Raw genomic sequence first — 22,194 nt, 5'->3', positions numbered from 1 at the left:
CGCCTGCCACTCCGCGAGTACAGCGCTGTCATCGCCGGCTCCGTGGAGCTGCCTCGGGTCTGTATCGATGACCTGCTGCCGCACCATCTCCTCCAGCTCCTCCGCGCGGCGGGTGTGGTAGCCGCAGACGCCCTGGTTGGTGCGCGACTCGCACTGGTAGTAACGATAGGACGCCGCGCGTTCCGCACCGTCGCTGCGCCGGCGCCAGCTCTGGCGCCGGCTGACGCCGATCATCCTGTTGCCGCAATGCCCGCAGACGACGAGGCCGGAAAGCAGGAAGGGCTGGACGTTGCGCGGCGAGTAGTTCGTGCGCCGGGCGTTCAGGCGTTCCTCCACTTTCCGGAAGTCGTCCGGGGAGACCAGGGCGGGGTGAGTCCCCGGCACCCGGACTCCCAGGCGCTGGTAAGTGCCGAGATAGGCGCGGTTGCGGAGGATGTCGCGGATGCTGACCATGCTCCAGGGCCGGTTCCTCCGCGTGCGCAGGCCCTCCTCGTTGAGGCGCCGCGCGATGAGCCTGATGCCGATTCCCTCGTGCAAGTAGAGCCGGAAGATGTAACGGACGACGACCGACTCCTCCGGCACGAGCTCTAGGCGGTTGCGCGCCCCGACCCTGTAGCCGTAGGGAGGGCGGCCCAGTACTTCGCCCTTGACGGCTTTGCGCCGCATGGCATTGCGGACGCGGGCGCTCATGCCTTCGCTGCTGCCCTTCTCCCAGGCGCTGAGCAGCGTCGCCAGGGAGTCCTCGCCACCCTCCATGAACTCGACGCGGCCTCCCAGGCTCTCGATTTCTAGGTAACGCGCCGCCGACGTGTTGGGGTCGTCCGAGAGCACAGCCGGGTCGCGCGCGACCACGGCGACGAAGCCCTTCTCGGGACGCTTGAGGAAGTCGATAAGCTGCGCGAAGGCGGCGCCGTCCTCGACCTTTGGCTCTTCGGCAAAGGTCGCCGCGACCTCATAGCCCTGGCGCTCGCAGTAGTCGAGGAAGGCGCGCTGCTGCCGCGCGAGCGAGTCTGCGCCGCGCTCGCCCGCCGTCTGGCGAAAGTAGCCGGCGGCCCTCATCGCGCCCTGTGACGCCCCGGCCGCGTTCTCCCACTAACCTGCGACAAGGATCCTCTCGCAACTGGGGCACTGGACAATGGTGCCGGCAGACCGGGCGCGCTGGACGACGTGGGTCGGCAGGCTAAGGCGGCAGCCCTGGCAGGCGCCGCGCTCGACGCGGGCCACAGCCCGCCCTGCCTTCTTCGGCCGCAGCGCCTCGTACAGGCTCAGGACGTCCCGCTCCATCGCCTGGATGCGGCGCTGCCTCTCTTCATCCAGTTGGGACACCTCGCGCCGCGCCCGCTCCTGCGTGGCCTTGAGGTCCGCCACGTCCTGGCGCCAGGCTCGCTCCAACTCGGCGGCCTGCTGTCGCGCCTTCTCCAGCGCCGCTGCCGCCTCGTCGCTGCGCTCCATCAGCGCCAGGCCCTGCTCGTCCAGGGCCCTGCGCCTCTGCTTCAGGTGCTCCACCTCTTTCTGGAGGTCCGTCAGCTCCTTGGGGTTGCGGATCGAGCCGTCGTACAGCTTCTTCTCCAGGGTGCCAATTTTGGAGTCCAGGTCATCGAGCTGCGCTTCCACCTCGCGCTGCTCGCGGCGGATGGCCTCGATCTCCGCCTCGGCGGACTGTACACGCTCTCGGGCCACGATGAGTTCCTGGGGTTCGGCGAGACGGGAGTCGATGTCGGCGATGAGCGCCCGGCGCGAGTCGCGCGCAAGGTCGATCTCCTGGAGGCCGAACAGGTCCGCGGCGCTGGTCATGAAGGTCCAGGGGAGGGGAGTACCGGTCCTGCCCAGGCCGGCCGTTCCGGATTATAGGCTTCGGTTAAGGCAGGCAGCAACGCCACTGCAGGCCGCCTGCCTTTCAAAGGCAGCGGCCGGCCCTTATCCTAGAATCAGGGTTTTCAATGCGGTTCAATGTATCCGGCCTCCTGCTCGAGGCCATAGGCGCGACGCGCAACCACGAGGTCGATTTCGTCCTGGAGACGCAGGGCCACCCCTCCGAGAGGGTCCGGGGCCAGGTGGAGTTCTTGCGCACGCGGGCGGGCGTCTTGGTGCGCGCGGACCTGGGCCTCGTGGAGCCGGAGACTTGCAGCCGCTGCCTGAAGGCCCTGGACGAGCAAGTCGACATAAAGTTCGAGGAGGAGTTCCAGATCCTGTTCGACCCGCGCACGGGCCAGCCCATGCCCTCCGACGAACGGGACCCCGATGCGTTCCTGATCGACGAGAGGCATATACTTGACCTCAGCGAAGCTGTAAGGCAGTATCGCGAAGTCTGCCTCTTGATCGCGCCCGTATGCCGCAGCGATTGCCGCGGCCTGTGCCCGCGATGTGGCGCCGATTTGAACGAGGGCCAGTGTGCCTGCGAGGCCGCAACCGTGGACAGTCGTTGGGCGGAGCTGGCGCGCCTCAAGAGTAGCGGCCTGATAGGGAAGGATTAGCCGTGCCCCCACTGCCAAAGAAGCGCTATCCAAAAGCCCGCCAGGGCAAGCGCCGCAGTCACCTCGCGCTGAAGCTCACGGGCCTCACTCGTTGTCCCCAGTGCCGGAACATGCGGCGTCCTCATCACGCTTGTCCGGTCTGCGGCTACTACAAGGGGCGAGAGGCCTTGGAGATCCCGGGCCCGTCCCTTGGCCAGTAGCGGTCCGCTAGAGCTACCCAAGCAAACGGCCTCGAACGTCGCCTGGCTCTTCCCGGGCCAGGGCGCCCAGGAAGTTGGCATGGGCCGCGACCTCTGGGAGTCGTCGCCTGCCGGCCGCGAGGTCCTGAAGGCCGCCGACCGCGTGCTCGGCTTCAGCCTCACGCAGGTCTGCTTCGACGGCCCCGAAGAGAAGCTGAGAGACACCCGCATTACCCAGCCCGCGATCATGGCCGTAAGCCTCGCGGCGCTCGCGGCGGCTCTCGAGGCAGGAGCCATCACGGCCCGCCCCGCCTTCGTCGCCGGGCATTCCCTCGGGGAGTATTCCGCCCTCGTGGCGGCCGGCGCTCTGTCGCTTGAAGAAGGCTTGCGTCTGATCGAAGTGCGCGCCCGTCTCATGGCGGAGGCCGGCGAGGCGAACCCCGGCACGCTGGCCGCGATAATGGGCATGCGCGAGGAAGACGTCGAAGCCGTCTGTCGCGAGGCCGGCGCCGATGTCTGCAACCTCAACCTCCCGGACCAGACGGTCGTGGGCGGCACGCGCGAGGCTGTCCAGAGGGCCCTGGCCCTGGCGAAAGAGCGGGGCGCCCGGCGCGCGCTGGAGTTGAACGTGAGTGGCGCCTTCCACAGCCGCCTGATGCGCCCCGCTGTCGAAGGGCTCGAAGAAGCAGTGCGGCGGGCAGAGATCGGCCCGCCCGCGGTCCCGGTGATGTCCAACGTGGCCGCGGTGCCTCTGCGGACGGCCGATGACGTGCGCGCGGAATTGCCCCGGCAGATCATTAGCCCTGTACGCTGGCACCAGTCCGTCGTTAACATGTCCGCGGCGGGAGTGACCGCCTTCGTCGAGTTTGGTCCCGGTAAGGTCCTCACCGGGCTGGTACGGAGACTGGCTCCAGACGCCACGCTGGCCAACGTCTCGACTTACGCCGACGCGGGCCAGCTCAAGATGTAGGGAGATCGCTTGTACACCCTCGAGGGCAGGGTTGCCATCGTCACCGGCGCGGGCCGTCCCGACGGCATCGGCGCGTCGATCGCCAGGCACATCGCCCGGGCGGGGGCGCGCGTCGTCATCAACTACCGCTCGGATGACTCCGCTGCCCAGGCCGTGGCCGCGCAGATCGATGGCGAAGGCTGCCAGGTTGCGCTCGTCAAGGGAGACGTGACCCTTGGTGAATTCGCGCAGCGGCTGGTGGATGAGGCCGTGGAGCGCTTCGGCCGCATCGACATCCTGGTGAACAACGCTGGAAAGACCGCCGATGACCTCCTCATGCGCATGTCGGAGGAGGACTGGGACAGCGTCATCAACACCAACCTGCGCAGCACGTTCCTGTGCACGAAAGCCGTGATCCGGCCCATGCTGAGGCAGCGCTGGGGCCGGATCATCAACATCACCAGCGCCGCCGGCCTGGTCGGCAACGCCGGTCAGACCAACTACTCGGCGGCCAAGGCTGGCGTCATCGGGTTCACCCGCTCCCTGTCGCGAGAGGTGGCGAGCCGCAACATCACCGTGAACGCGGTCGCGCCCGGGCCCGTACGCACCAACATGACCTCCGACCTGACCGATCTCCAGGTCGAAGAGATCATCAAGCGCATTCCGATGGGGCGCTTTGGAACTGCCGATGAGATCGGCCCCCTGGTCGCCTTCCTCGCGTCGGAGGAAGCTTCGTACCTGACCGGCCAGGTAATCGCCGTCGACGGCGGAATGACGTAGGAGCATGGCCGACCCGCGCCACAAAGCGCGCGAACTGGTCCTCCAGGCCCTCTACGAGGCCGATGTCGCCGGCCACGAATCGCCCGTGACCCTGGAGCGCCTCATCGAGGAGGAAGGCCTGGCGCCACAGCCCGCACGCTTCGCTCGCACGCTCCTCGAAGGGGTGATCGCGCACCGGGATGAAATCGACGCAACCATCGCGCGGACGGCGCCGCTGTGGCCGGCGGAGCAGCTGGCGCCCGTTGACCGGAACATACTTCGTATTGCGATAAGGGAGTTCTTAGTGGATAATCTGACACCGGTTCCAGCCGCCATAAATGAAGCTGTGGAGCTTGCGAAGGCATTCGGCAGCGAGAGTTCCCCGAAGTTTGTAAACGGCGTCCTTGGCGCCCTCAGCGGGGAAGGGAAGCAGGCGCGGTCCGAGCAGGAGGTTGACTAACTTGCCCACCGTCTTCGAGCGCGTACGCAAAATCATCGTCGACCAGTTGGGGGTCGATGAGGAGCAGGTAGTCCCCTCGGCATCCTTTGTCGACGACCTCAACGCCGACTCCCTGGACCTCGTCGAGCTGATCATGTCGCTCGAGGAAGAGTTCAGCAAAGACGGCAAGACTCTGGAGATATCGGACGAGGACGCGGAGAAGATCGTCACCGTCCAGGACGCCATCGACTATCTAAAAGACCTCGGCATCGAAGACAACTAGCGCACTCACGCCTTCCGTCAATGCCGCCGCGCATCCGCCGGCGGCATTGTCACGTCCGCGGCTCCGGAGGGCATTCGGGCTGCAGGCCGCCCGCGGCCTCTGGCCGGCCATCGCTCCTGCGCGGACCGGGCGCATGCCCTCGGGCGCGCGGCGGAGGCGTCCAGGGCGCCGCCGTGCGACGTATGTGCATATGGGTTAACCTTGACCTGACGCCCGCCACCTGACGGCAGGGCTCATTGCAGGGGCACGATGCAGTTCATCGGTATAGGGATCCCGGAACTCCTGGTCATCCTTACCCTCACTGTCATAGTCGTGGGGCCAGAGCGCTTGCCGGAAGTCGCCGCCCAACTCGCGCGCTGGATCCGCCAGGCCCAGGCCTACGCAAACCACGTCCGCAAGGACTTCTCCGAGGTGATGAGCGAGCTCGAGAGGGAGACTGGCGCCAGCCGCGAGGACCTCAAGGCAATCGGCGAAGTCCTCCGCCGCGACACGCGGTCGGTCTTCGAGGAGATCGACAAGGCGGGCCGCGAAGTGCGCGAAGCCGCCGACGTAGAGAAGGCAGCGGGCGGAAACGTCATCCCGTTCACCGGCGCAGCCGCCGCGAACGGCCAGGGCAGAGAGATCGACTCCACCGCCCTCCAGGAGGCGGCGATGTCAGCCGAGGCCGCGGCGCCCGAGGGCGAGCCAGACGCGAGAGCTTCTGAGCCCCCTTCCGATGAGGAGTGGTTCAAGCCCGCTCCCAGCCGCCGCCGTCGCGCCGGCAGCGACGCGACCTAGGGGACGGCGATGGCGAGCCAGCTACCGCGCGCCCCGGAGGAACGCAAGCCCGACCCCTCGCAGGACGACGAAAAGACGATGACCATCCTGGAGCACCTCCAGGAGCTCCGGAACCGTCTCATCATCTGCGCTGTCACGCTCGTCATTACCACCATCCTCGCGTTCTATCCCATCACCACCTGGGTCCTGAAGTGGATGAAGAAACCGGCAGAGGACCGCGTGGAGAACTTTGACCTCGTCTTCACGCAGCCGCTCGAGTACTGGACCACATTCTTCCGCGTCTCCCTCCTGGTCGGCCTGGCGCTGGCCATGCCCATGATCCTCTGGCAGTTCATCGCCTACGTTGGCCCCGGCCTGACGAAGAACGAGAAACGCTGGGCCTACCCAATCGTCATCTTTGCCAGCGTGATGTTCGTCCTGGGCTGCGCCTTCGCGTACTACATCGAGCTCCCGCCGGCCCTGGGCTTTCTGTTCTCGACGCCCGGCGACGTGGCCGACCCCTTCATCTCGGTCAAGGCTTACGTGGACTTCATCACCCGGCTCATGCTCGTCACCGGCCTAGCGTTCGAGTTGCCGCTCGTGATCATGGGCCTGGCGAAGATCGGCCTCGTGACCTCGAAGCGGCTAATCGGCTGGTGGCGGTACGTGATCGTGGCCGTCTTCGTCATCGCCGCCATCATTACGCCCTCGCCTGACCCGGTCACCCAGGCGGTGGTCGCCGTGCCGATGTTTGTCCTCTATATCCTGGGCATCGTCCTGGCGAAGTTGGTCGAGTCCACGCCCCTGATCCCTCGCGGATAGCCGCGAGCTTTCCGCAGGCCAGCACTTCACCGGGCGCCGGCGCTTCACACAACTGCCAGCGGGCCTCGAGCCTCCACCGCCGGCATCTGCGATGACGCGACGCGTGCCGGGGGTCATGACCTCTTGGGGTTGAGGAAGCGGGCGCCGGGGGTGATGCCGTGGGCGAGCGCGAACTCGCGCGCTGGGACTGCGGGGCCGCTGGCCGGGCTAAGCTTGCGCGCGAGGATAGAGCCGCCGCGGCCGCCTACGAGGATCCCTTCTTCGCTTACGGCTGCGACTACGCCGGGAGGGGCGGCTTCGCCGGGCTGGAGGCGGGCGTCCGTCAGGCGCACCTTTGCACCCTCGAAGCGGGTCCAGGCGCCGGGGCTGGGGTCGCAGCCGCGGATGAGGTTGTAGACGTCGCGGGCCGGATCTCGCCAGTCGATGCGGACGAGGGGGTCTTCGGCGGGCTTCTCGTAGGTGGCTTGCGACTCGTCCTGGGGGATGCGCGGCGCGCGGCCCGCGGCGACGAGCTTGACGGCCTCCAGGATCATCTCGATGCCCATGGGGTAGAGCTTGTCGTAGTACAGGCTGCCGGCGGTGTCGTCCGGGCCGATCTCGACCTCGCGCTGCAGGAGAATGGGGCCAGTGTCCCAGCCCGCGTCGGGCCAGAAGATGGTGACGCCGGTGGTCGTCTCGCCCTTGATGATGGCCCAGTTGATCGAGCTGCGGCCGCGGTGCTTCGGCAGCAGCGAGGGATGGTACTGGATGGTGCCGTGCTTCGGCAGGTTGAGGACGTCGACGGGGATGAGGTCGCTGACGTAGACCATCACGCCGAGATCGGGCGCGGCCTCCCTCAGCCGCGCCTGGACGGCTGGGTCGCGCAGACTTGCCGTTTCGACCGCGGGGACGCCGGCGGCATCGGCGGCGGCGCGGAGGCGGTCGGTGCGGCCGCTGAGGGACTGCGCCGGGGCGGCGACGGCCACGACTTCCTCGCCGGCGTCGCGCAGGCGGTTGAACACCTCCTGCCCGAAGGCCGCCTGACCGATTACCAGTATCCTCATCGCTTCCCTCCGGGGAGACAGCCTGCGCTACACGGGCGAGGCGGTAACGAAGAGTAACCCGCGCCCAACCGCTTCGCCGGCGAGCACCGCGCCGACGGCGATGTACAGGAGGCCTGTGGCGGACATCATCGCCCTTTCCGTGCTCGATTTGTAGGCCATGAAGGCGAGCACGGCCGGAAAAACAAGGCCGACGCCGATCCTGAGCCAGAAGGCGGGGTTCTCCGGGAGGTCCACCGCGAGCAAGGCGTCCGAGGCGAGCTCTCGCCCGGCAGGGACGGCGGCGTTTATTGCTGTTATGACCAACTCGGTCAGCAGGGCCGCAAGGGTGAGGAGGGAAATCTCGTTCAGGGGTCCTTCGGGCAGGCGGGGGTTCACCAGGTACCAGTGGCCCCAGATCATGGCGACCGTGACCGCTCCCAGCGTGAGGGCACCCGAGAACAGCGTCAGGAGCGGCCCGGCGACGCTCCAGACGGGTTCGCGGACGAGCAGGGCCATCAAAACGAGGGCAATGGCGCCCAGGGCGGCCGTGGTGCTGCCCAGGGCGGCGGCGAGCATGGTCTCCCCTTCCTGCCGCACGAAGTAGGCGTAGGCGAGGCTGAAGAGGAAGAAGGCGAGCAGTATGCCGCGGATGCCGCGCATGACATCGGTCTCGATGGGATACGCGTCCACCACGGGGCTGGGGTCGATGGCGAGAGCAGTGAGGGCGGCCAGGGCGCCGGCGGAAACGGCAAGCCAGGTACAGGTGCGGATGAAGGCGGCCTCGAAGGTGCCGCGGAGGTGGACGAGGAGCGTCACGAAGGCAGAGCCGGCAGCGAATTGGCCCAGGAGGAGCAGGAGCGTGTAGGGCAGGGATTCGACGCTCAAATTACAGGGCGATCTTGCAAGAGCGGCCTACAACGAGCAATGAGAGTGCGCGGGGCTAGCCGCCCGCGACGATGCCGCCTACGATCCAATCGTGACTGGCACGACGGCAGCCCTTGGCGGCGGCACGACGCGTCTCGCGGAGTTGACGCACGCCTGGGAGCTGCTCTACCTGCTCACGCGCCGCGACCTGAAGCTGCGCTATCAGGACACGGTGCTGGGCTTCTTCTGGACGGCGGCGAAGCCGCTGCTCTTCGGACTGGTGGTCTGGTTCGCGCTGCACAAGGCGCTGCGGGTGCAGACGCCGATCCCCTTTCACCTCTTCCTGCTGAGCGCCTTGTTGCCCTGGACGTTGTTCCAGGTCTCGCTGCTCTTCGCCACGCCTCTATTCGCGAACAACGGCTCGCTGGTCAAGAAGGTCCCCTTCCCGGCGTACGTGCTGCCGCTGGCGACAATCGCGAACAACACTGTGCACTTCCTCCTGTCCCTGCCGGTCCTGGTGATCTTCCTTCTGCTCGATGGACGCACGCCGGGGCCGGAGTGGGTCGTCGGGATCCCGTTGCTGCTGGGCGTCGAGTTGACGCTGACGACGGGGCTGGCGCTCATGTTCTCGGCGCTGGACGTGCAGTTCCGGGACCTTGAGCACCTGGTAGACGTCTTGCTGGGCCTGCTGTTCTATGCGACGCCGATCCTGTACCCGCTATCGGCAGCGCCACACCCCTACGACGACATCCTGAAGCTGAACCCGCTCTCTACGCTGCTGGAAGCCTGGAGGGACCTGCTGGTGAAGAACGAGCTTCCCGGCGCCGAAATCTTGCCGGCGGTAGTCCTTACGGCAGCGATAGCGGCGCTGGGGACCTGGGTCTTCTCCCGCCTGCGGCCAACTTTCGCGGACTACCTTTAGGCGAGGCCGTCCTGGTCATCATCGTCTTCGCGGCGGAGGAAGGCGGCGCGCGGCGCCGACGCGGGCGGCGGGCTGGCGAGCGCGACCTCGCAACCGCGTGGCGCCAGGCGGGCGCCGGGGCGTAGGGCGGGCTGGCGGACGACCTCGAACGTAGCCTGGATACCGATGTGGTCCGAGACCCAGAGGAGCTCGCGCGTGTCCGTCTGCAGGGGCCTGTTTAGGAAAGGCGCCGCCGAAACGGTCTTGAGGTCGATGTCCAGGCCGCCGCGGACGAACATGTAGTCGATGCGGATATCGGCGAGGTTCCGGAGGTTGTTGACCAGAGAGGGGGCGGTGGCGCGAGTGCAGCCAGGGTCGCCCGCCTTCTCGCAGGTCACGTCGTACTTCTCGGCGGCGACGTCGCGGAAACCGAGCTGGGCGACGCGGACGAGGGCGGCATCGCCGGGACGGGAGTTGAAGTCGCCGGCGAGGATCACCGGGTTCTGGTTGCGCCCGGCGGAGTCGATGAACGTGAGCAGCCGGACGACCTCGAGTTCCTGGTGGCCGACGAGCTCCGGGCCCTCGAGGTGGACGTTGTAGATGTCGATGACGCCGCCCTTCGTCTGCACCGTGACCCGGTGGGCCGACCTTCCCTGAAAGATGGGGCGGTTCGCGGCCGAGACCACCGGCAGGCGCGTGATGGTCATGCGGCCGAGGGTGCCTTCGTTGATGCGCGTGCTGCCGGCCTCGCCGAAGACCATCCGGTAGTCCGGGCCCAAGGCATCCATGAGCACGACGCGCACGTCCGGGTAGCCAGCCACCGGGCTGTTCGCGAACTCCTGGAGGACGAGGATGTCCGGCTTCAGGACGCTGAGCTCGCGCGCCAGCAGGGCCAGCCGGTCGGCGAAGCGGTCGAAGTCAGGGGCGCGGGGGTCCTCGTCGTAGAGGCCATGCATCATGTTGTAGTTCACGACCGTAATGGTCGTGTGGTCGATGGCGGCCTCAGTGCGCCAGAAGGAGCAGCCGCCAAGAAAAAGGGAACCGGCGAACAGCAGGCCCAGCAGCGGCCTGCCGCCCTGTCGTCTCGTCCGCGGAGGGGGGCCGTGCGGCTCGATCGTGCTACCTCCCGGGGCGCTCAGCGCGCCGTCAGGAGATAGCGCTCCCTTACCCAGGCGCTGAGCACGTCCAGGAGCAATACTAGCGCCAGCGTAAGGAGGAGGAGAGCCGCAAGGCGCTGGTACTGCAGCGTCTGGACGTACACCTGGATGTAGAAGCCAATGCCGCCCGCGCCGACGAAGCCGAGGATGGACGAGGCACGGATGTTGTACTCGACCATGAACATGAGCTGGCTGAGGAGGCTGTTAGCCGCTTCCGGCCAGAGGACGAATCGCGCGAGCTGAGCACGCGAGGCGCCGACGCCGCGGACGGCTTCGACGACCTCCGGGTCGGCGGCCTCGAAGGCCTCGGCATAAAGCTTCCCCAGGTAGCCCACCGTGTAAATGGCGATGCCGAGCGTGCCCGCCAGCGGCCCCAGGCCTACCATGATCACGAACAGGATCGCCCAGACCAGCGTTGGGATGGTGCGGGTAACAGCGACGATCAGGCGGGCGACGGCGACCAGCGGCAGGGGCGAGAGGTTGCGCGCTCCGACGAGGCCAAGCGGCACCGAGAGGACGAAGCCAAGAAAGGTCCCGGCGACGGCCATCTCGACGGTCTCGACCAGGGGGTCGACGAGGTCGGGGACGATCCCGAAGTCTGGCGGGACGGTGTCCTTGCTGAAGGTGCCGAGGTTCTCGAGTCCCCGCGCCAGGCGGTCGAGGTCGAAAAGGCCGACATCGGCGAGGAGGACGGCGACTATGAGGGCAGAAAGCCCGACGACGTAGGCGTCGCGCCTCACCTCAGGGCCGCCTCCAGGGTGGTATGCGAGACCTCGGCTGCCGGTAGGTCGAGGACAATGCGGCCTTCGTCGAGCACCAGTGCCCGGCCGCCAAACTCGCGGACCAGGGGGAGGTCGTGCAGGTTGACCACGAACGTGATGCCCTGGTCCTCGCTGATCGAGCGCATGAGCGCGAGGATTTCGGCGGCGCGCGGCAGGTCGAGGTCGGAGACGAACTCGTCGGCGAACACGATCTCCGGGCCCTGCAGCATCGTCCGGGCGATGGCGACGCGCTGGCGCTCGCCGCCGCTGAGGCGGTAGACGGGCTCGGAAGCCTTGTGGCCGATGCTCAGGCGTTCGAGCCACCAGCGGGCCTGCGCGATGTCCGCCGAGGGAAAGAGGCCGGCGAGGGTGGCGAGGCCTTTGCGCCGCCCGAGGAGGCCCATGAGCGTGTTATCCAGGGCGCTCAGGCTGCGGACGAGGCCAAGCTGCTGCGGGATGTAGCCGACCCGGCGCCGGAGGCCAGGGGGTGTCCCGCGGCTCACGTCCTGGCCCAGGAGGCGTACGGCACCGCGGTCCGGCTGCATCAGCCCGGCGAGCACCTTTACGAGCGTCGTTTTGCCCGACCCGGAACGGCCGAGAATCGCGACGAAGCCGCCCGGAGCGACGGAGAGCGTTACGCCGCGGAGGACCCAGGCGTCCCTCCTGTAGGCGAACCAGACGTCTTCGCAGCCAACGGCATCGCCGTCCTCTTTCACCGCACGGTCTCTGTGAACGCCAGGCCGGTCAGGGCGAGGTAGCCTTTGAAGGCCGAGAGGTGGGTCGCCGCGTCCGATTTCTCGAAGCGGACGAAGATGCCGGAGATGAAGCCGCGCATCAGGTCCCGGTACTGAGGGTCGCCGAGGCCCATGAGCGCTTCGACGGCGCGGGTGCGCAGCGGCTCCCGCAAGTCCTTCGACAGCAGGACGGCGTGCGATGGCAGCGGACCCTGCTGCTCGAGCACGCGCGTGGCGCCGAGGACCTCGTTGTAAAGGCTGGCAGACACGTCGCCGGCGATAACGGTGACGTCGACCTGGCCGGAGCGGAGGGCCTCCCAGCACTGCTGGTAGCCACCGCCGAAGACGACATCGCCGAAGAAGGACTTAGGGTTAGCCTCCTTGCCCGCTTCGGGCTTCGATACATAGCCAAGCTCGACCAGGCGGCCCATGGGGCCGACGTAACCTGAGCCGGAGACGGCGCTGGGGAAGCAGGCCTTCTTGCCGCGCAGGTCGGTCAGGGAAGTGGCGGCGCTACTCTTAGGGACGACCCAGTAGGAGAAGTAGTAGGGGCGCTCCTGCTTCTCGGACCCGATGCTGACTTCGCGCACTTCGGCGAGGGCAAGCTCGGCGCCCGCGCGCTCGACGGCCAGCTGGGCCGGCCAGGCGCCCATGAAGGCGATGTCGGCCTGGCCGAAGCGCAGGGCCTCGATGACGCCGGACTGGCTGAGGGGCACATAGATCTCGACGTCGACGCCCTGGAGGCGCTCCTCGAGATAGCGCTCCAGCGGCTTAGCCTTCTCCAGCATTTCGGTCGCCGCTTGCGTGGGCTGGATGGCGATGACCAGTTTCTCCCGGCCCTTGTCCTGACCGCCGCCGCAGGCGACCATGAAGGCAGAGACCAGCGTCAAAAGCAGGATGCCGGCCGATTTCAGAGATGCGTTCATCAGATGCGCTCCTGTATTAGGGTAGGCTAACACTCAATCTTAGCTTGGCCTAATACAGCCTTATGCGCAACGGCCGATTGACCCCTTTGCCGCCCGGCTTACAATGAGGCCCGCCTGGTCCCAGACGCCTGATTCCAAGGAGCGCGAAATGAGCCTGAAGGGCAAGGTCTGCATCATAACGGGCGCCAGCCGCGGCATCGGCCGGGACGTGGCGGTTGCGCTGGGCGCCGAAGGCGCGAGCGTGGTCGTAGCGGCGCGGAGCGAGACCGTCTGGGACAAGCGTCTGCCAGGGACGATCTACTCCGTGGCCAAAGAGGTCGAAGACCGGGGTGGCGAGGCCCTCCCCGTCAAATGCGACGTCTCCAAGGACGAAGACCTGGAGCAGTTGGTGGCGAAGACGATTGAGCGCTTCGGGCGGATCGACATGCTGATGAACAATGCCGCCATCCTGATCCCCGGGAACATGCTCACCGTGCAGCCTCGCCATCTCGACCTGATCTGGCGGGTCGACGGGCGGGCGCCCCTCATGGCCATCAAGTATGCGCTGCCCCACATGATCGAGGGTGGCGGCGGGCACATCATCAACGTGTCCTCGCGGGCGGCGGTCTTCCCCGGACCGGGGCCGTACAACGTGCCACCGGGGACGCAGATCGGCGGCTCCTTCTACGGCATGATCAAGGCTGGCCTGGAGCGCTTCTCCCAGGGCCTGGCCCGCGAGCTGACGCCACACAAGATCGCCGTGAACGTGCTCTCGCCCCAGGGCGGGATCGCCACTCCGGGCAACCGCTTCGCCCGGAACGACCCGGAGAACCCTGACCTCAACTTCGAGGAGGCCGTCGACATGGGCAAGGCGACGGTCTGGATCATGCAGCAGGACCCGGCGCAGTTCACCGGTAACATCCTCTACGACAAAGAGGTAGTGGCGAAGAACGGCCTCTGAGTCAGGACCGGCTGCCCCGAGGGACATCGAGGCGACGGTCGCCGAGCTTAAGGCTAAGGGAGCGACGTTCGCCGGCCCGGTCCGCGAGGAGGACTGGGGCCGCGTGGCAATGCTCGAGGTGCCCTGCGCGGGCCAGGTTGAGCTGTACGAGCCCAAGTACTGAGGACGCGCTGCCCGGGCTATCGGCCCGCGTCCTTACTCGCCCCACTCGATGATGTGGATGGTCGCAAGGCGTCCGACCGCTTCCTGCCATCGCCAGCCGTCTGACGGGTGGTACCAGAAAATGTCGACCCAGGTGTTGGCGAGAAGGCCACGGTCCTCGCAGCGGTATATCCGGCCAGTAGGGTCCCCTTCGATGAAGAAACGGGTGCCGAAGGGGAGGTCGTAGGAGCAGGCGGCGGCGCCCTGATAGACCTTGCGCCCGTTCGCCATGTTGCCGCAGAAGCCCTGGCCAGCGCAGTCATAGAACGTAACGTTCACGTTGCTGATCGAGCGCAGTACCTGGATGCCGGGGAAGATGCGCTCGATTTCCGCGACGGCGAGGGCGGCCGGCGGGGGTGGGGACGAGCCCACCGGCTCCGCGGCCGGGGCCGGGCCGGCGGGAGGCGTTTGAGGGGCCTCCGCAAGCGGCGCGGCCGGTGGCGCCGGCAGGCCGAGAGCGTGCAGCGAGCGCGCCTGGTCGGCGTCGACCGCATCGGCGGCCAGGAGCGCAATAGCCTCCAGGACCTTCGCCACCGCTGCTGCCTCGCGGGCCTCCCGCACCGCATCCTCGGGAGGCGCCGCACGCGCCGCCTCCTCCGTCGCCTCAGCTAGAGGCGCGTCCTCTGAGGCAAGGAGGGCCAGGTCGACGTCGGGCGCGCTGCCCGCGGACACGAGCTGGAAGTAGACGACGGGTTCGGGGTCGATGGCGCTCGCTTCGGCGGTTGGGCGGCGGTCGGCCATGAGCGCGAGAGCCGAGACGATGAGGGCGAGTCCGGCGGCGGTCGTGGCGATACCGAGGCAGGCCACGAGGTAGCGCCGGAAGCCCAGGCGGGCGGCCGGCGCGGAGTGCGTCCGGGTCCGCAGCCGACGAGCGTGCTGGGCGCTCGCCGGAGCGAGCGCCGGGTGGCGGGGTATTTGGAGCATAAGCAATGCCGGCAGAGAGCTAGTCTGACCGGCACCTGGTAATATCGGACGCCTGCGCACACGAGTTCTATTGGGGAAAACCCTGATAGTCGAAGCCCTATGATTGGGCTGTGGACCTGCTGAAGGCCTGGCCGCAGGCGCGCCTCGTGGGGCCGATGCCCGCGCTCCAGGGGATCACGCACGACTCGCGCGAAGTACGGGCGGGCATGGCGTTCGTGGCCGTGCCGGGCGCGGCGGCGGATGGCCACGACTTCATCGGCGCCGCGGCGGAGGCCGGCGCGGCGTTGGCAGTGGTGCAGGCGGACCGGCAGGCGAAGTGGGCGCCATTCGCGGGGCGTCTGCCGCTGCTGGTGGTCGATGACACGCGTCGAGCGATGGGCCCGATTGCGGCCGAGGTGTACGGCCACCCCTCCCGCCAGCTGCGGCTCATCGGGGTTACGGGCACCGACGGCAAGAGTACGACCTGTCACCTGACAGGACACGTCCTTTCGAGATGCGGGCTTGGCTGCGGCTACCTGACCAGCGTGGGCTTCGACACGGGCCGCGGCTTTGAGCCGAACGAACTGCACATGACGACCCTGGAGGCCACGCAGATACAGGAGCGCCTGGCAGCCGGCGTCAGCAACGGCCTGGAGGCGATGTGTGTCGAAGCTTCGTCGGAGGGGCTGGCGCAGCACCGCCTCGACGGGTGCGAATTCGACGTTGCTGTATTCCGCAACCTCAGTCGCGACCACCTGGACTTCCACGGCACCATGGAGGCCTACCGCGACGCTAAGGGCCTCCTGTTCGAGATGTTGGATGGGCCCAGCGGGAAGCCGTTCTCGAAGGTAGCAATAGTTAACGCGGATGAACCCGCATCCGAGCACATGCTCCGCCGCACCAAAGCGCGGCCCCTGACCTACGGCATCGAACACGAGGCGGACGTGCGGGGGACGCAGGTGGAAGCGCGGGGCCTGCGCACAAGCTTCGAGGTCCGGGCGGGCGGCGAGACAGTGCGAGCGGAAGCGCCGCTGATGATCGCCTACAACTGCCTCGCGGCGGTCGCGGTGGCTCTGAGCCAGGGGATCGGACTCAGGGAGGCGGCCGGCGCCCTGTCGACGTTCCCCGGGGTCCCGGGACGCTTCGAGATGATCGACTGCGGCCAGGCCTTCACCGTGGTAGTCGACATTGCCTCCACCCCGGCGGCGCTGGAGTTCGTCCTGCGCACGCTGCGCGCGGCGACGAAGGGACGGCTGTGGGTCGTGTTCGGGGCCGCAGGCGGCCGCGACACGGCCCGCCGCGAAGGCATGGGCCGCGTGGCGGCCGAGCTTGCGGACCGGGCGGTGCTCACGAACGAGGACCCGAGGCATGAAGACCCGGACGCGATCATCGCCGCGATCGCGGAGGCGATGATGGCGGCGGGGTGGCGCGAGGGGGAGCACTTCGCGCGCGTTCCCGACCGGCGAGAGGCGATGCTGTACGCGTTCGAGCGCGCCGGGCCGGGGGATACCGTGCTGCTGGCGGGGAAGGGTACGGAGACGTTCATGGTCTTCGGAGGGCGCCGGGTGCCCTGGGACGAGCGGGCCACGGCGCGGGAGCTGCTTTCCGCAGGCCGCTGAGACCTCGCTCGGGCTGCGGCCAGGCCGTCGGCGGTCTCCTCTGCCGGCCGCGGCGGTGCGGTGCATCGGGCGGACGACGTGCGCTCTCGCCGGGCGCGGCTGCCCCACCCCTGGCGATCTGGAGTTCGTAGAGAGCGCCCCCGGGCTAGAGCACCAGGGCCTCGATTATGCGGTCGAGGACGGCGTCGGCGCGGGCGCGCATCTCGTCGTCGGTGCGGTCCTGGATGGGGTGGGGGACGAAGACGCGCTCGACCTCCGGGAGGCCGAGGGCCTTCGCCTGCGCCTCGGCCGCATCGACGAATTCACTCGAGGCTACGAAGACGGAGGGCTTGCCGTTGATTTCGAACCAGACCGTGTCGTGCACACTGCACGTCGTGCAGGACCCTCAGTCCGCAAGCGCTTCGATGACGAAGTCGCTCTCCTCTCTTATCTGCTGGCGTAGGGGTTCCGGCGCGGGTTTCGCGAAGGTGGGCTTGCGGTAGCGTTTCACCGCCACCCCGGGCAGCCGCTCGCGGATGAGCTCCTCGAGCCTGTCCAGGAAGACGTTGCCGCGCGGCTTGGAGATGTCGAGCAGCGCGACCGTGCCGCGGATGTGCTCCGGTCGCGGCGTGAGCGAGCGGCGCACAGGGATGCGCTCGTCGGTGGGGTCAAGGATCGTGACCATGCCGGGCCTCCTTGCCGCCATTGTCGCGATCGGCCCTGGAAATGCAACCGCGCTTCCAGGCAGGGCCAGGCTCGACCCTCGAAGAGCGCGGGAGCTCCGCCGCGTGCCTCCCGGAGCTACTCGGGGGCAGGCCCCGGGGAGGGCGGCCCTACAGGATGTTCAGGGCGTGGCGCAGGCGGAGGACGCAGCGCTCGCGGCCAAGGATTTCCATCGACTCGAAGAGCGGGGGTGAGACGGTGCGGCCAGTGACGGCGACGCGGATGAGCATCAGGAAGTCGCCGCGCTTCAGGCCCAGTTGCTCGTGCATGTTCAGGAAGGCCGCTTCCAGGGAGGGAAGGTCCCACGGGTCGACCTCCTCCGCCTTGACCAGGGCCGCGGACAGCGCGGTCCAGGCCTTCGTCTTGTCCTCGGCGAAGGCCTTTCCCAGCAGCGTCCGTTCATCGACCTCGATCTCTGCCGGCTCGAAGAAGAACTGCATCATGTCGCGCGCCTGCGGCAGCAGTTTCACGCGCTCTCGGACATGGGGGACGATGCGCAGCAGGTACTCGAGGTCGATCGGGCGCTGGATGTGGGCAGGCAGTCCACCCTGGTCCTCCGGCTTCTCGAGCCACTCCTTGAGGAGCAGGGCGAGCTCGCGCTCGGGCATCTGGCGCATGTAGACGCCGTTCATCCAGTCCAGCTTCTCGATGTTGAAGACGGCGGGACTCTTGATCAGGCGCTCCAGGGTGAAATTCGCGACAAACTGCTCGCGGCTGATGATCTCGGTGTGGTCGTCGAGCGACCAGCCGAGGAGGCCGAGGAAGTTGAAGACGGCGTCAGGCAAGTAGCCCATGGCCTTGTACTCGAGCACCGACTGAGCGCCGTGGCGCTTCGAGAGCTTCGAACGGTCCGGGCCGAGGATGACGGGCGTGTGGACGAAGACGGGAAGCTCGTAGCCGAGGGCTTCGAAGAGCAGCTTGTGGCGCGGCGCAGAGGAGATCCACTCGTCGCCGCGGATGACGTGGCTTATCCGCATCTCGTGGTCGTCTACGGCCTCGGCGAGGGCATAGACGGGGAAGCCGTCCGACTTCAAGATGACGAAGTCGTCCAGGAGGTCGTTGCGGAAGGTGACCTCGCCGCGGAGGAAGTCCTGGACAACGGTCTCGCCCTCATGGGGCGTCTTGAAGCGCACGACGGGCCGCGCACCGGCGGCCTCGCGCTTCGCCTCGGCGCGGCCAGCGTCGGTGCGGCAGCGGCCGTCGTACTTCGGGGGCTGCTTCGCGGCCCGCATCTCGTCGCGGACGCGGTCGAGTCGCTCCTGGGAGCAATAGCACTCGTAGGCGTGGCCGGAGGCGAGCAAGCGCCTGGCGGCGGCCTCGTACAGGTCGAGGCGCTGTGACTGTACGTAAGGCCCGTAAGAGCCGCCCTTGTCCGGCCCCTCGTCCCAATCGAGCCTCAGCCACTTCAGGGCCTCGATCTGGGCGTCGACGGCTTCGCGGACGAAGCGCTTCTGGTCCGTGTCCTCGATGCGCAGGATGAAGGTGCCGCCGGTGTGCCTGGCGAAGAGCCAGTCGAAGAGGGCGGTGCGGATGTTGCCGACGTGAGGGGCGCCGGTGGGGCTGGGAGCGTAGCGCACGCGTACGGGGGTCACGGGTAGCTCGTCAGGGATTTTAACCATGGCCGAGTGATAAAATTCATGCAAGTTCTCACCAATAGGATGCCTTGTCCGTGAAGGTTCCAGCACTGCGGTTCAACCAGTCAGGCAAGACACTGTACATGGCCAAGATGACGGCACGAGAAATAATCGCCTCGTGCCATACAGCGGAGTGGGATCCAGCAATCGGATGGGACCTCGCCAAACAAGGCTACCAGCGGATGCCCGTTGAGAGCCACTATCAGGCCATTGGACACTTCCTGGCCCAGGATCCCCAAGCGTTCATGCCGACAAGTGCTCTCCTCAGTGCCCGCGAGGCTGACATGGGAGTGCTCCCGTTTACGGAACACGCTTCGATATCCGACGTCTCGTTTGGCGAATTGGAGATCCCACCGGCGCGTCAACTGACGATCGTTGACTACCAGCACCGGTGGCGCGGCCTAATTTACGCAATAGACTCGCTTGGCGCGAAGTCACTGGAGTCCTTCGAAATCCCAGTGACCATCATTGCGAATATGACACGACCTGAAGAAATCGAACAATTCTACCTTATCAACAGTAAGCAGAAGAGGATCGACACTGACCTGGCCTTGGCCCTCCTTCAAACGCTTGCCCCGGCCACAGACGAGGCGAAACTGCGGAACTTCGTCGGTTCCGGCAAGGTCTTCCGGATCCGGTCAACTCGCCTGACCTTCGCACTAGCAGCGCGGGCAGGGGGACCGTGGGCCGGCAGAATTAGGCAGCCGCACGATCTTCCCCAGACTGGCGCAACGATCTCGATCACATCGTTTGTTGACTCACTCGCACCGCTCGTGAGCCCAAGATCGCCAATGGCAGGTCTCTCTGATGACGAAGTGCTTGATGTGATCGATACATTTTGGCAGGGAGTTCTTAGCTTCCTACCAAATGCTCTCACGAGTCCTCATGAATACCAGATTCAAAGGACGGTAGGGACTTTCGCGCTCCACTTGGTGTTAGCGGGGCGGACGCGACCTCCGACCCTCAGCGTCTATGAGCGATGTGTTGCTAAAGGCGCAGTTACGGCCGCGAATGTGGTGTCCGTGCTTTCGAACGCCTCGGCCTATCTTACAGAGGGATTCTGGGAAACCAAGGGTCCGGCCAACGTTTACGTTGGTAGCTCCGGCTATCGAGAACTGGCGCGGCTGATAAGAAGGGCGCTCTGACGAATCACCGTCGCCCGGTGAATCAAGTGATAGCTAAACCGCGTTCAGCTGTTGATCATGAAGGCCGAGGCGTCCTCGAAGTAGGCGCGCATCTCCGAAAGGGCCGGCTCTTCGATGCCACACTCGTCGAGGGCGGCGAGCATGTGAGCGAGCCAGGCGTCCCGCTCGCGGCGGCCGATCTTGAAGGGGAGGTGGCGAGCGCGCAGGCGGGGATGGCCGCGGCGGAGGGAGTACTCCGGCGGCCCGCCGAAGAACTGGGCCAGGAACAGGGCCAGGTGCTCCTTCGGGCCGGTCATGTCTTCCGGAAACATGCCGGCCAGCACGGGGTCGAGCTTCACGCGGTCGTAGAAGGCGCCCACCAGGCGTTCGAAGGCGGGCATGCCGCCTACGAGGTCGTAAACGCGACTCCGCTTCTCGGGGTTGATGAGCATGTCAGCAGTTCAGAATTTCAGCACTTCAGGCCTGGTGGCAAGCGAATCGAAGCGCTGGCCCGGGTGAGCGCTACCTGTCGCTGTGGCCGAGACTGCGGCCCGGGGCAATGCGGTCGCGGGGTTGATGAGCATGTCAGCAGTTCAGGATTTCAGCACTTCAGGCCTGGTGGCAAGCGAAATCGGCGCCCTGGCCCTGGTGAGCGCTACCTGTCGCTGTGGCCGAGACTGCGGCCCGGGGCGATGCGGTCGCGGAGACGCTGCTTCAATTCCGTGATCTCGGCGTGGCGGCCCTCGGCGGCCCGGGACCAGATGACTTCGCCGTCCAGGCGGACGTCGAAGACGCCGCCCTTGCCCGGCACGAGGGCGACCTCGCCCAGGTCGTCGACGAAGGTCGTCAGTAGCTCCTGGGCGACCCAGGCGGCGCGCGTCAGCCAACGGCACTGGGTGCAGTACTCGATTTCGAGCCGGGGCGACTTCGTCATTTCAGGTTCCAGCGGTCAGCAGTCAGCATTTGAGGCTCAGTCGATCCGGAGGAGGCGCTTCAGGAGGAGGCCGGTAGCGGCGAGGAGGACGAGGCCGACGGCGATGGAGCCGTAGGCATTCGACACCACGGGCAGGTCCTCGGCCGCGCGCTCGACGCCTACGACGAAGAGGGCCAGGCCGACGGCGCCGAGGAGGCCGCTCAGGAGCTGGCTGGCACGGAGCAGTCGCACCGGTTGGCTGTTCTCCAGAAGCTTGATCAGGCGCTGGGCGGACTCCTCCGTGATCTGCGTGGCCCTCCCCAGCGGCTCGGGGATGATGGACGGCGGCCGCTCCGTTTCGCTCATGGCGTCTTGAGGTCTCCCAGGTGCTCCGCGTAGTGCTCGTAGCTGTTCGCGGCGGCGATGAAGTGCGCCAGGCTATCCAGTTCGCCGTGGAGGCCGAGCCAGAACTCGCGCGCGGGCACGGAGGCGACGGCATCCTTCAGTGTCGCGAAGCTCGACTCGAGCTCGGCAAGGAGGGCGTCCGCCGAGAGGTGGCGGCGGTCAGCGACGAAGCAGGCATTCGCCTCGTCGTCGGACGGTGGCGAGGACGCTCCCTCGCCGCGGGCGATCTGGAGGAGGCGACGAGCAGAAAGGAGATGCCAGCCGTTCAAGTGTGAGACGACTTCGAACGGACCCCAGCCGCCTTCCGGGGCGGGCCTCAGACCCGGTGCGCCTGCGAGCGCCGCCGTCAGGACGCCGAACCCCTCGTCCATGCGCCGCAGGAGGTCTGCCTTGACGCCCGGGCCTAAATCTTCTTGCGCCACTCTCGTATCTGCTCCCCGTGCTCGAGGTAGTGGTTGACGCCGGTGGTGTGGACGATGCGGTCGACGGTCCGGCCCTGTTCGAAGCGGTCCTCGCCCAGCGCAGCCGCAGCCGACCTGAACGTCTGAAACGACGCCTCCAGTTCCTGGAGCATCGCCGCCGGCGAGGTGTTGGCCGCGGCGCTGGAGAACTTCGCGTTCCACGAGTCGGCGTCCGAGTAGTCGACTCCTTCGGGTGTGGGCCTCTCGCCGCGGCCCATGCGCTCCAGGGCGCCGGCCATCTCCCGGTGCCAGCCGGCGACGTGCGA

Annotated in this window: 28 protein-coding genes; 12 read left to right on the top strand and 16 right to left on the bottom strand. The window is 67.2% G+C overall.

The genetic code is table 11. The features are described from left to right. On the bottom strand, nt 1-1,059 hold a 1,059-nt coding region (locus tag VNN10_04515; GenBank protein HXH21271.1), incomplete at its 3' end, for a recombinase family protein. A 33-nt stretch (nt 1,060-1,092) separates the two neighbouring features. Continuing rightward, nucleotides 1,093-1,794, bottom strand: a complete 702-nt coding sequence (locus VNN10_04510; protein ID HXH21270.1) for a C4-type zinc ribbon domain-containing protein — start codon at nt 1,792-1,794, stop codon at nt 1,093-1,095. A 146-nt stretch (nt 1,795-1,940) separates the two neighbouring features. Between VNN10_04510 and VNN10_04505 the strand changes: the two genes are divergently transcribed. The 8 genes from VNN10_04505 (at nt 1,941) to tatC (ending at nt 6,661) form a co-directional block, all read left to right on the top strand. After that, a complete protein-coding gene (locus VNN10_04505) occupies nt 1,941-2,474 on the top strand; it encodes a DUF177 domain-containing protein (protein ID HXH21269.1) in 534 nt (177 codons plus the stop codon). A gap of 2 nt (nt 2,475-2,476) precedes the next feature. Next, nucleotides 2,477-2,674: a 50S ribosomal protein L32 gene (gene rpmF, locus VNN10_04500; protein ID HXH21268.1), complete on the top strand. Its 198-nt coding sequence runs from the start codon at nt 2,477-2,479 to the stop codon at nt 2,672-2,674. Next, a complete protein-coding gene (gene fabD / locus VNN10_04495; GenBank protein HXH21267.1) occupies nt 2,664-3,623 on the top strand; it encodes an ACP S-malonyltransferase in 960 nt (319 codons plus the stop codon). The genes rpmF and fabD overlap by 11 nt, the downstream gene beginning before the upstream one ends. Nucleotides 3,624-3,632: 9 nt before the next feature. Then, complete coding sequence (fabG, locus tag VNN10_04490; GenBank protein HXH21266.1) at nt 3,633-4,382, top strand: 3-oxoacyl-[acyl-carrier-protein] reductase; 750 nt, start codon at nt 3,633-3,635, stop codon at nt 4,380-4,382. 4 nt (nt 4,383-4,386) lie between these two features. Then, nucleotides 4,387-4,821, top strand: coding sequence for a transcription antitermination factor NusB (gene nusB, locus VNN10_04485; GenBank protein ID HXH21265.1), 435 nt, complete (start codon nt 4,387-4,389; stop codon nt 4,819-4,821). A 1-nt stretch (nt 4,822) separates the two neighbouring features. Further along, a complete protein-coding gene (gene acpP, locus VNN10_04480) occupies nt 4,823-5,083 on the top strand; it encodes an acyl carrier protein (protein HXH21264.1) in 261 nt (86 codons plus the stop codon). A gap of 249 nt (nt 5,084-5,332) precedes the next feature. Continuing rightward, nucleotides 5,333-5,860, top strand: coding sequence for a twin-arginine translocase TatA/TatE family subunit (locus VNN10_04475; protein ID HXH21263.1), 528 nt, complete (start codon nt 5,333-5,335; stop codon nt 5,858-5,860). 9 nt (nt 5,861-5,869) lie between these two features. Then, nucleotides 5,870-6,661 (top strand): twin-arginine translocase subunit TatC, encoded by a 792-nt coding sequence (gene tatC / locus VNN10_04470; GenBank protein ID HXH21262.1) that lies wholly within the window; start codon nt 5,870-5,872, stop codon nt 6,659-6,661. Nucleotides 6,662-6,774: 113 nt separating this feature from the next. Here the strand turns inward: tatC and VNN10_04465 are convergent, their stop codons facing one another. Together VNN10_04465 and VNN10_04460 are read right to left on the bottom strand one after the other, a co-directional pair. Further along, nucleotides 6,775-7,704, bottom strand: coding sequence for a methionyl-tRNA formyltransferase (locus tag VNN10_04465; GenBank protein HXH21261.1), 930 nt, complete (start codon nt 7,702-7,704; stop codon nt 6,775-6,777). Nucleotides 7,705-7,731: 27 nt separating this feature from the next. Then, nucleotides 7,732-8,568 (bottom strand): hypothetical protein, encoded by an 837-nt coding sequence (locus tag VNN10_04460; protein HXH21260.1) that lies wholly within the window; start codon nt 8,566-8,568, stop codon nt 7,732-7,734. 91 nt (nt 8,569-8,659) lie between these two features. On the opposite strand from VNN10_04460, the gene VNN10_04455 reads away from it, so the two are divergent. Beyond that, the gene (locus tag VNN10_04455) at nt 8,660-9,469 is read left to right on the top strand and encodes an ABC transporter permease (protein ID HXH21259.1); all 810 of its coding nucleotides are present in this window, start codon (nt 8,660-8,662) and stop codon (nt 9,467-9,469) included. Here the strand turns inward: VNN10_04455 and VNN10_04450 are convergent. The 4 genes from VNN10_04450 to phnD all read right to left on the bottom strand — a co-directional run bounded on the left by VNN10_04450 (nt 9,466) and on the right by phnD (nt 13,026). Continuing rightward, on the bottom strand, nt 9,466-10,419 hold the full coding sequence (locus VNN10_04450; protein HXH21258.1) for an endonuclease/exonuclease/phosphatase family protein: 954 nt from the start codon (nt 10,417-10,419) through the stop codon (nt 9,466-9,468). The two genes, VNN10_04455 and VNN10_04450, sit on opposite strands and share 4 nt — an antisense overlap. Before the next feature lie 164 nt (nt 10,420-10,583). Next, a complete protein-coding gene (phnE, locus tag VNN10_04445) occupies nt 10,584-11,345 on the bottom strand; it encodes a phosphonate ABC transporter, permease protein PhnE (GenBank protein HXH21257.1) in 762 nt (253 codons plus the stop codon). After that, nucleotides 11,342-12,082, bottom strand: a complete 741-nt coding sequence (locus tag VNN10_04440) for an ATP-binding cassette domain-containing protein (protein ID HXH21256.1) — start codon at nt 12,080-12,082, stop codon at nt 11,342-11,344. The genes phnE and VNN10_04440 overlap by 4 nt, the downstream gene beginning before the upstream one ends. Then, a complete protein-coding gene (phnD, locus tag VNN10_04435; protein HXH21255.1) occupies nt 12,079-13,026 on the bottom strand; it encodes a phosphate/phosphite/phosphonate ABC transporter substrate-binding protein in 948 nt (315 codons plus the stop codon). Before phnD ends, VNN10_04440 begins: the two co-directional genes overlap by 4 nt. A 148-nt stretch (nt 13,027-13,174) precedes the next feature. Here phnD and VNN10_04430 point away from each other — a divergent pair, with 148 nt between their 5' ends. Beyond that, nucleotides 13,175-13,966, top strand: a complete 792-nt coding sequence (locus VNN10_04430) for an SDR family NAD(P)-dependent oxidoreductase (GenBank protein HXH21254.1) — start codon at nt 13,175-13,177, stop codon at nt 13,964-13,966. A 195-nt stretch (nt 13,967-14,161) separates the two neighbouring features. On the opposite strand, the gene VNN10_04425 is transcribed toward VNN10_04430, so the two are convergent. Continuing rightward, nucleotides 14,162-15,091, bottom strand: a complete 930-nt coding sequence (locus tag VNN10_04425) for a hypothetical protein (GenBank protein ID HXH21253.1) — start codon at nt 15,089-15,091, stop codon at nt 14,162-14,164. A gap of 110 nt (nt 15,092-15,201) precedes the next feature. Here VNN10_04425 and VNN10_04420 point away from each other — a divergent pair, with 110 nt between their 5' ends. Continuing rightward, a complete protein-coding gene (locus tag VNN10_04420) occupies nt 15,202-16,689 on the top strand; it encodes a UDP-N-acetylmuramoyl-L-alanyl-D-glutamate--2,6-diaminopimelate ligase (GenBank protein ID HXH21252.1) in 1,488 nt (495 codons plus the stop codon). 145 nt (nt 16,690-16,834) lie between these two features. Here VNN10_04420 and VNN10_04415 read toward each other — a convergent pair whose 3' ends face one another. After that, complete coding sequence (locus tag VNN10_04415) at nt 16,835-17,353, bottom strand: UGSC family (seleno)protein (protein HXH21251.1); 519 nt, start codon at nt 17,351-17,353, stop codon at nt 16,835-16,837. Between the two features lie 148 nt (nt 17,354-17,501). After that, on the bottom strand, nt 17,502-19,010 hold the full coding sequence (gene gltX, locus VNN10_04410) for a glutamate--tRNA ligase (protein HXH21250.1): 1,509 nt from the start codon (nt 19,008-19,010) through the stop codon (nt 17,502-17,504). A gap of 50 nt (nt 19,011-19,060) precedes the next feature. Between gltX and VNN10_04405 the strand changes: the two genes are divergently transcribed. Beyond that, on the top strand, nt 19,061-20,170 hold the full coding sequence (locus tag VNN10_04405) for a DGQHR domain-containing protein (protein HXH21249.1): 1,110 nt from the start codon (nt 19,061-19,063) through the stop codon (nt 20,168-20,170). 44 nt (nt 20,171-20,214) lie between these two features. Here the strand turns inward: VNN10_04405 and VNN10_04400 are convergent, their stop codons facing one another. The 5 genes from VNN10_04400 to VNN10_04380 form a co-directional block, all read right to left on the bottom strand. Next, nucleotides 20,215-20,601 carry a globin gene (locus VNN10_04400; protein HXH21248.1) on the bottom strand — a complete coding sequence of 129 codons (387 nt, stop codon included), beginning with the start codon at nt 20,599-20,601 and terminating at the stop codon, nt 20,215-20,217. A gap of 203 nt (nt 20,602-20,804) precedes the next feature. Continuing rightward, on the bottom strand, nt 20,805-21,083 hold the full coding sequence (locus VNN10_04395) for a SelT/SelW/SelH family protein (GenBank protein ID HXH21247.1): 279 nt from the start codon (nt 21,081-21,083) through the stop codon (nt 20,805-20,807). Nucleotides 21,084-21,119: 36 nt separating this feature from the next. Then, entirely contained in the window at nt 21,120-21,428 is a 309-nt protein-coding gene (locus VNN10_04390; protein ID HXH21246.1) for a hypothetical protein, read from the bottom strand. Then, nucleotides 21,425-21,889 carry a maleylpyruvate isomerase N-terminal domain-containing protein gene (locus tag VNN10_04385; GenBank protein HXH21245.1) on the bottom strand — a complete coding sequence of 155 codons (465 nt, stop codon included), beginning with the start codon at nt 21,887-21,889 and terminating at the stop codon, nt 21,425-21,427. Before VNN10_04385 ends, VNN10_04390 begins: the two co-directional genes overlap by 4 nt. After that, on the bottom strand, nt 21,871-22,194 hold a 324-nt coding region (locus tag VNN10_04380), incomplete at its 5' end, for a maleylpyruvate isomerase N-terminal domain-containing protein (GenBank protein ID HXH21244.1). The genes VNN10_04385 and VNN10_04380, both read right to left, overlap by 19 nt.

The organism is Dehalococcoidia bacterium (genome assembly GCA_035574915.1).
GTDB lineage: Bacteria > Chloroflexota > Dehalococcoidia > DSTF01 > WHTK01 > DATLYJ01.
The sequence above is the reverse complement of the archived record's forward strand: the minus strand, read 5'-3'. Positions and strand labels throughout refer to the sequence as shown.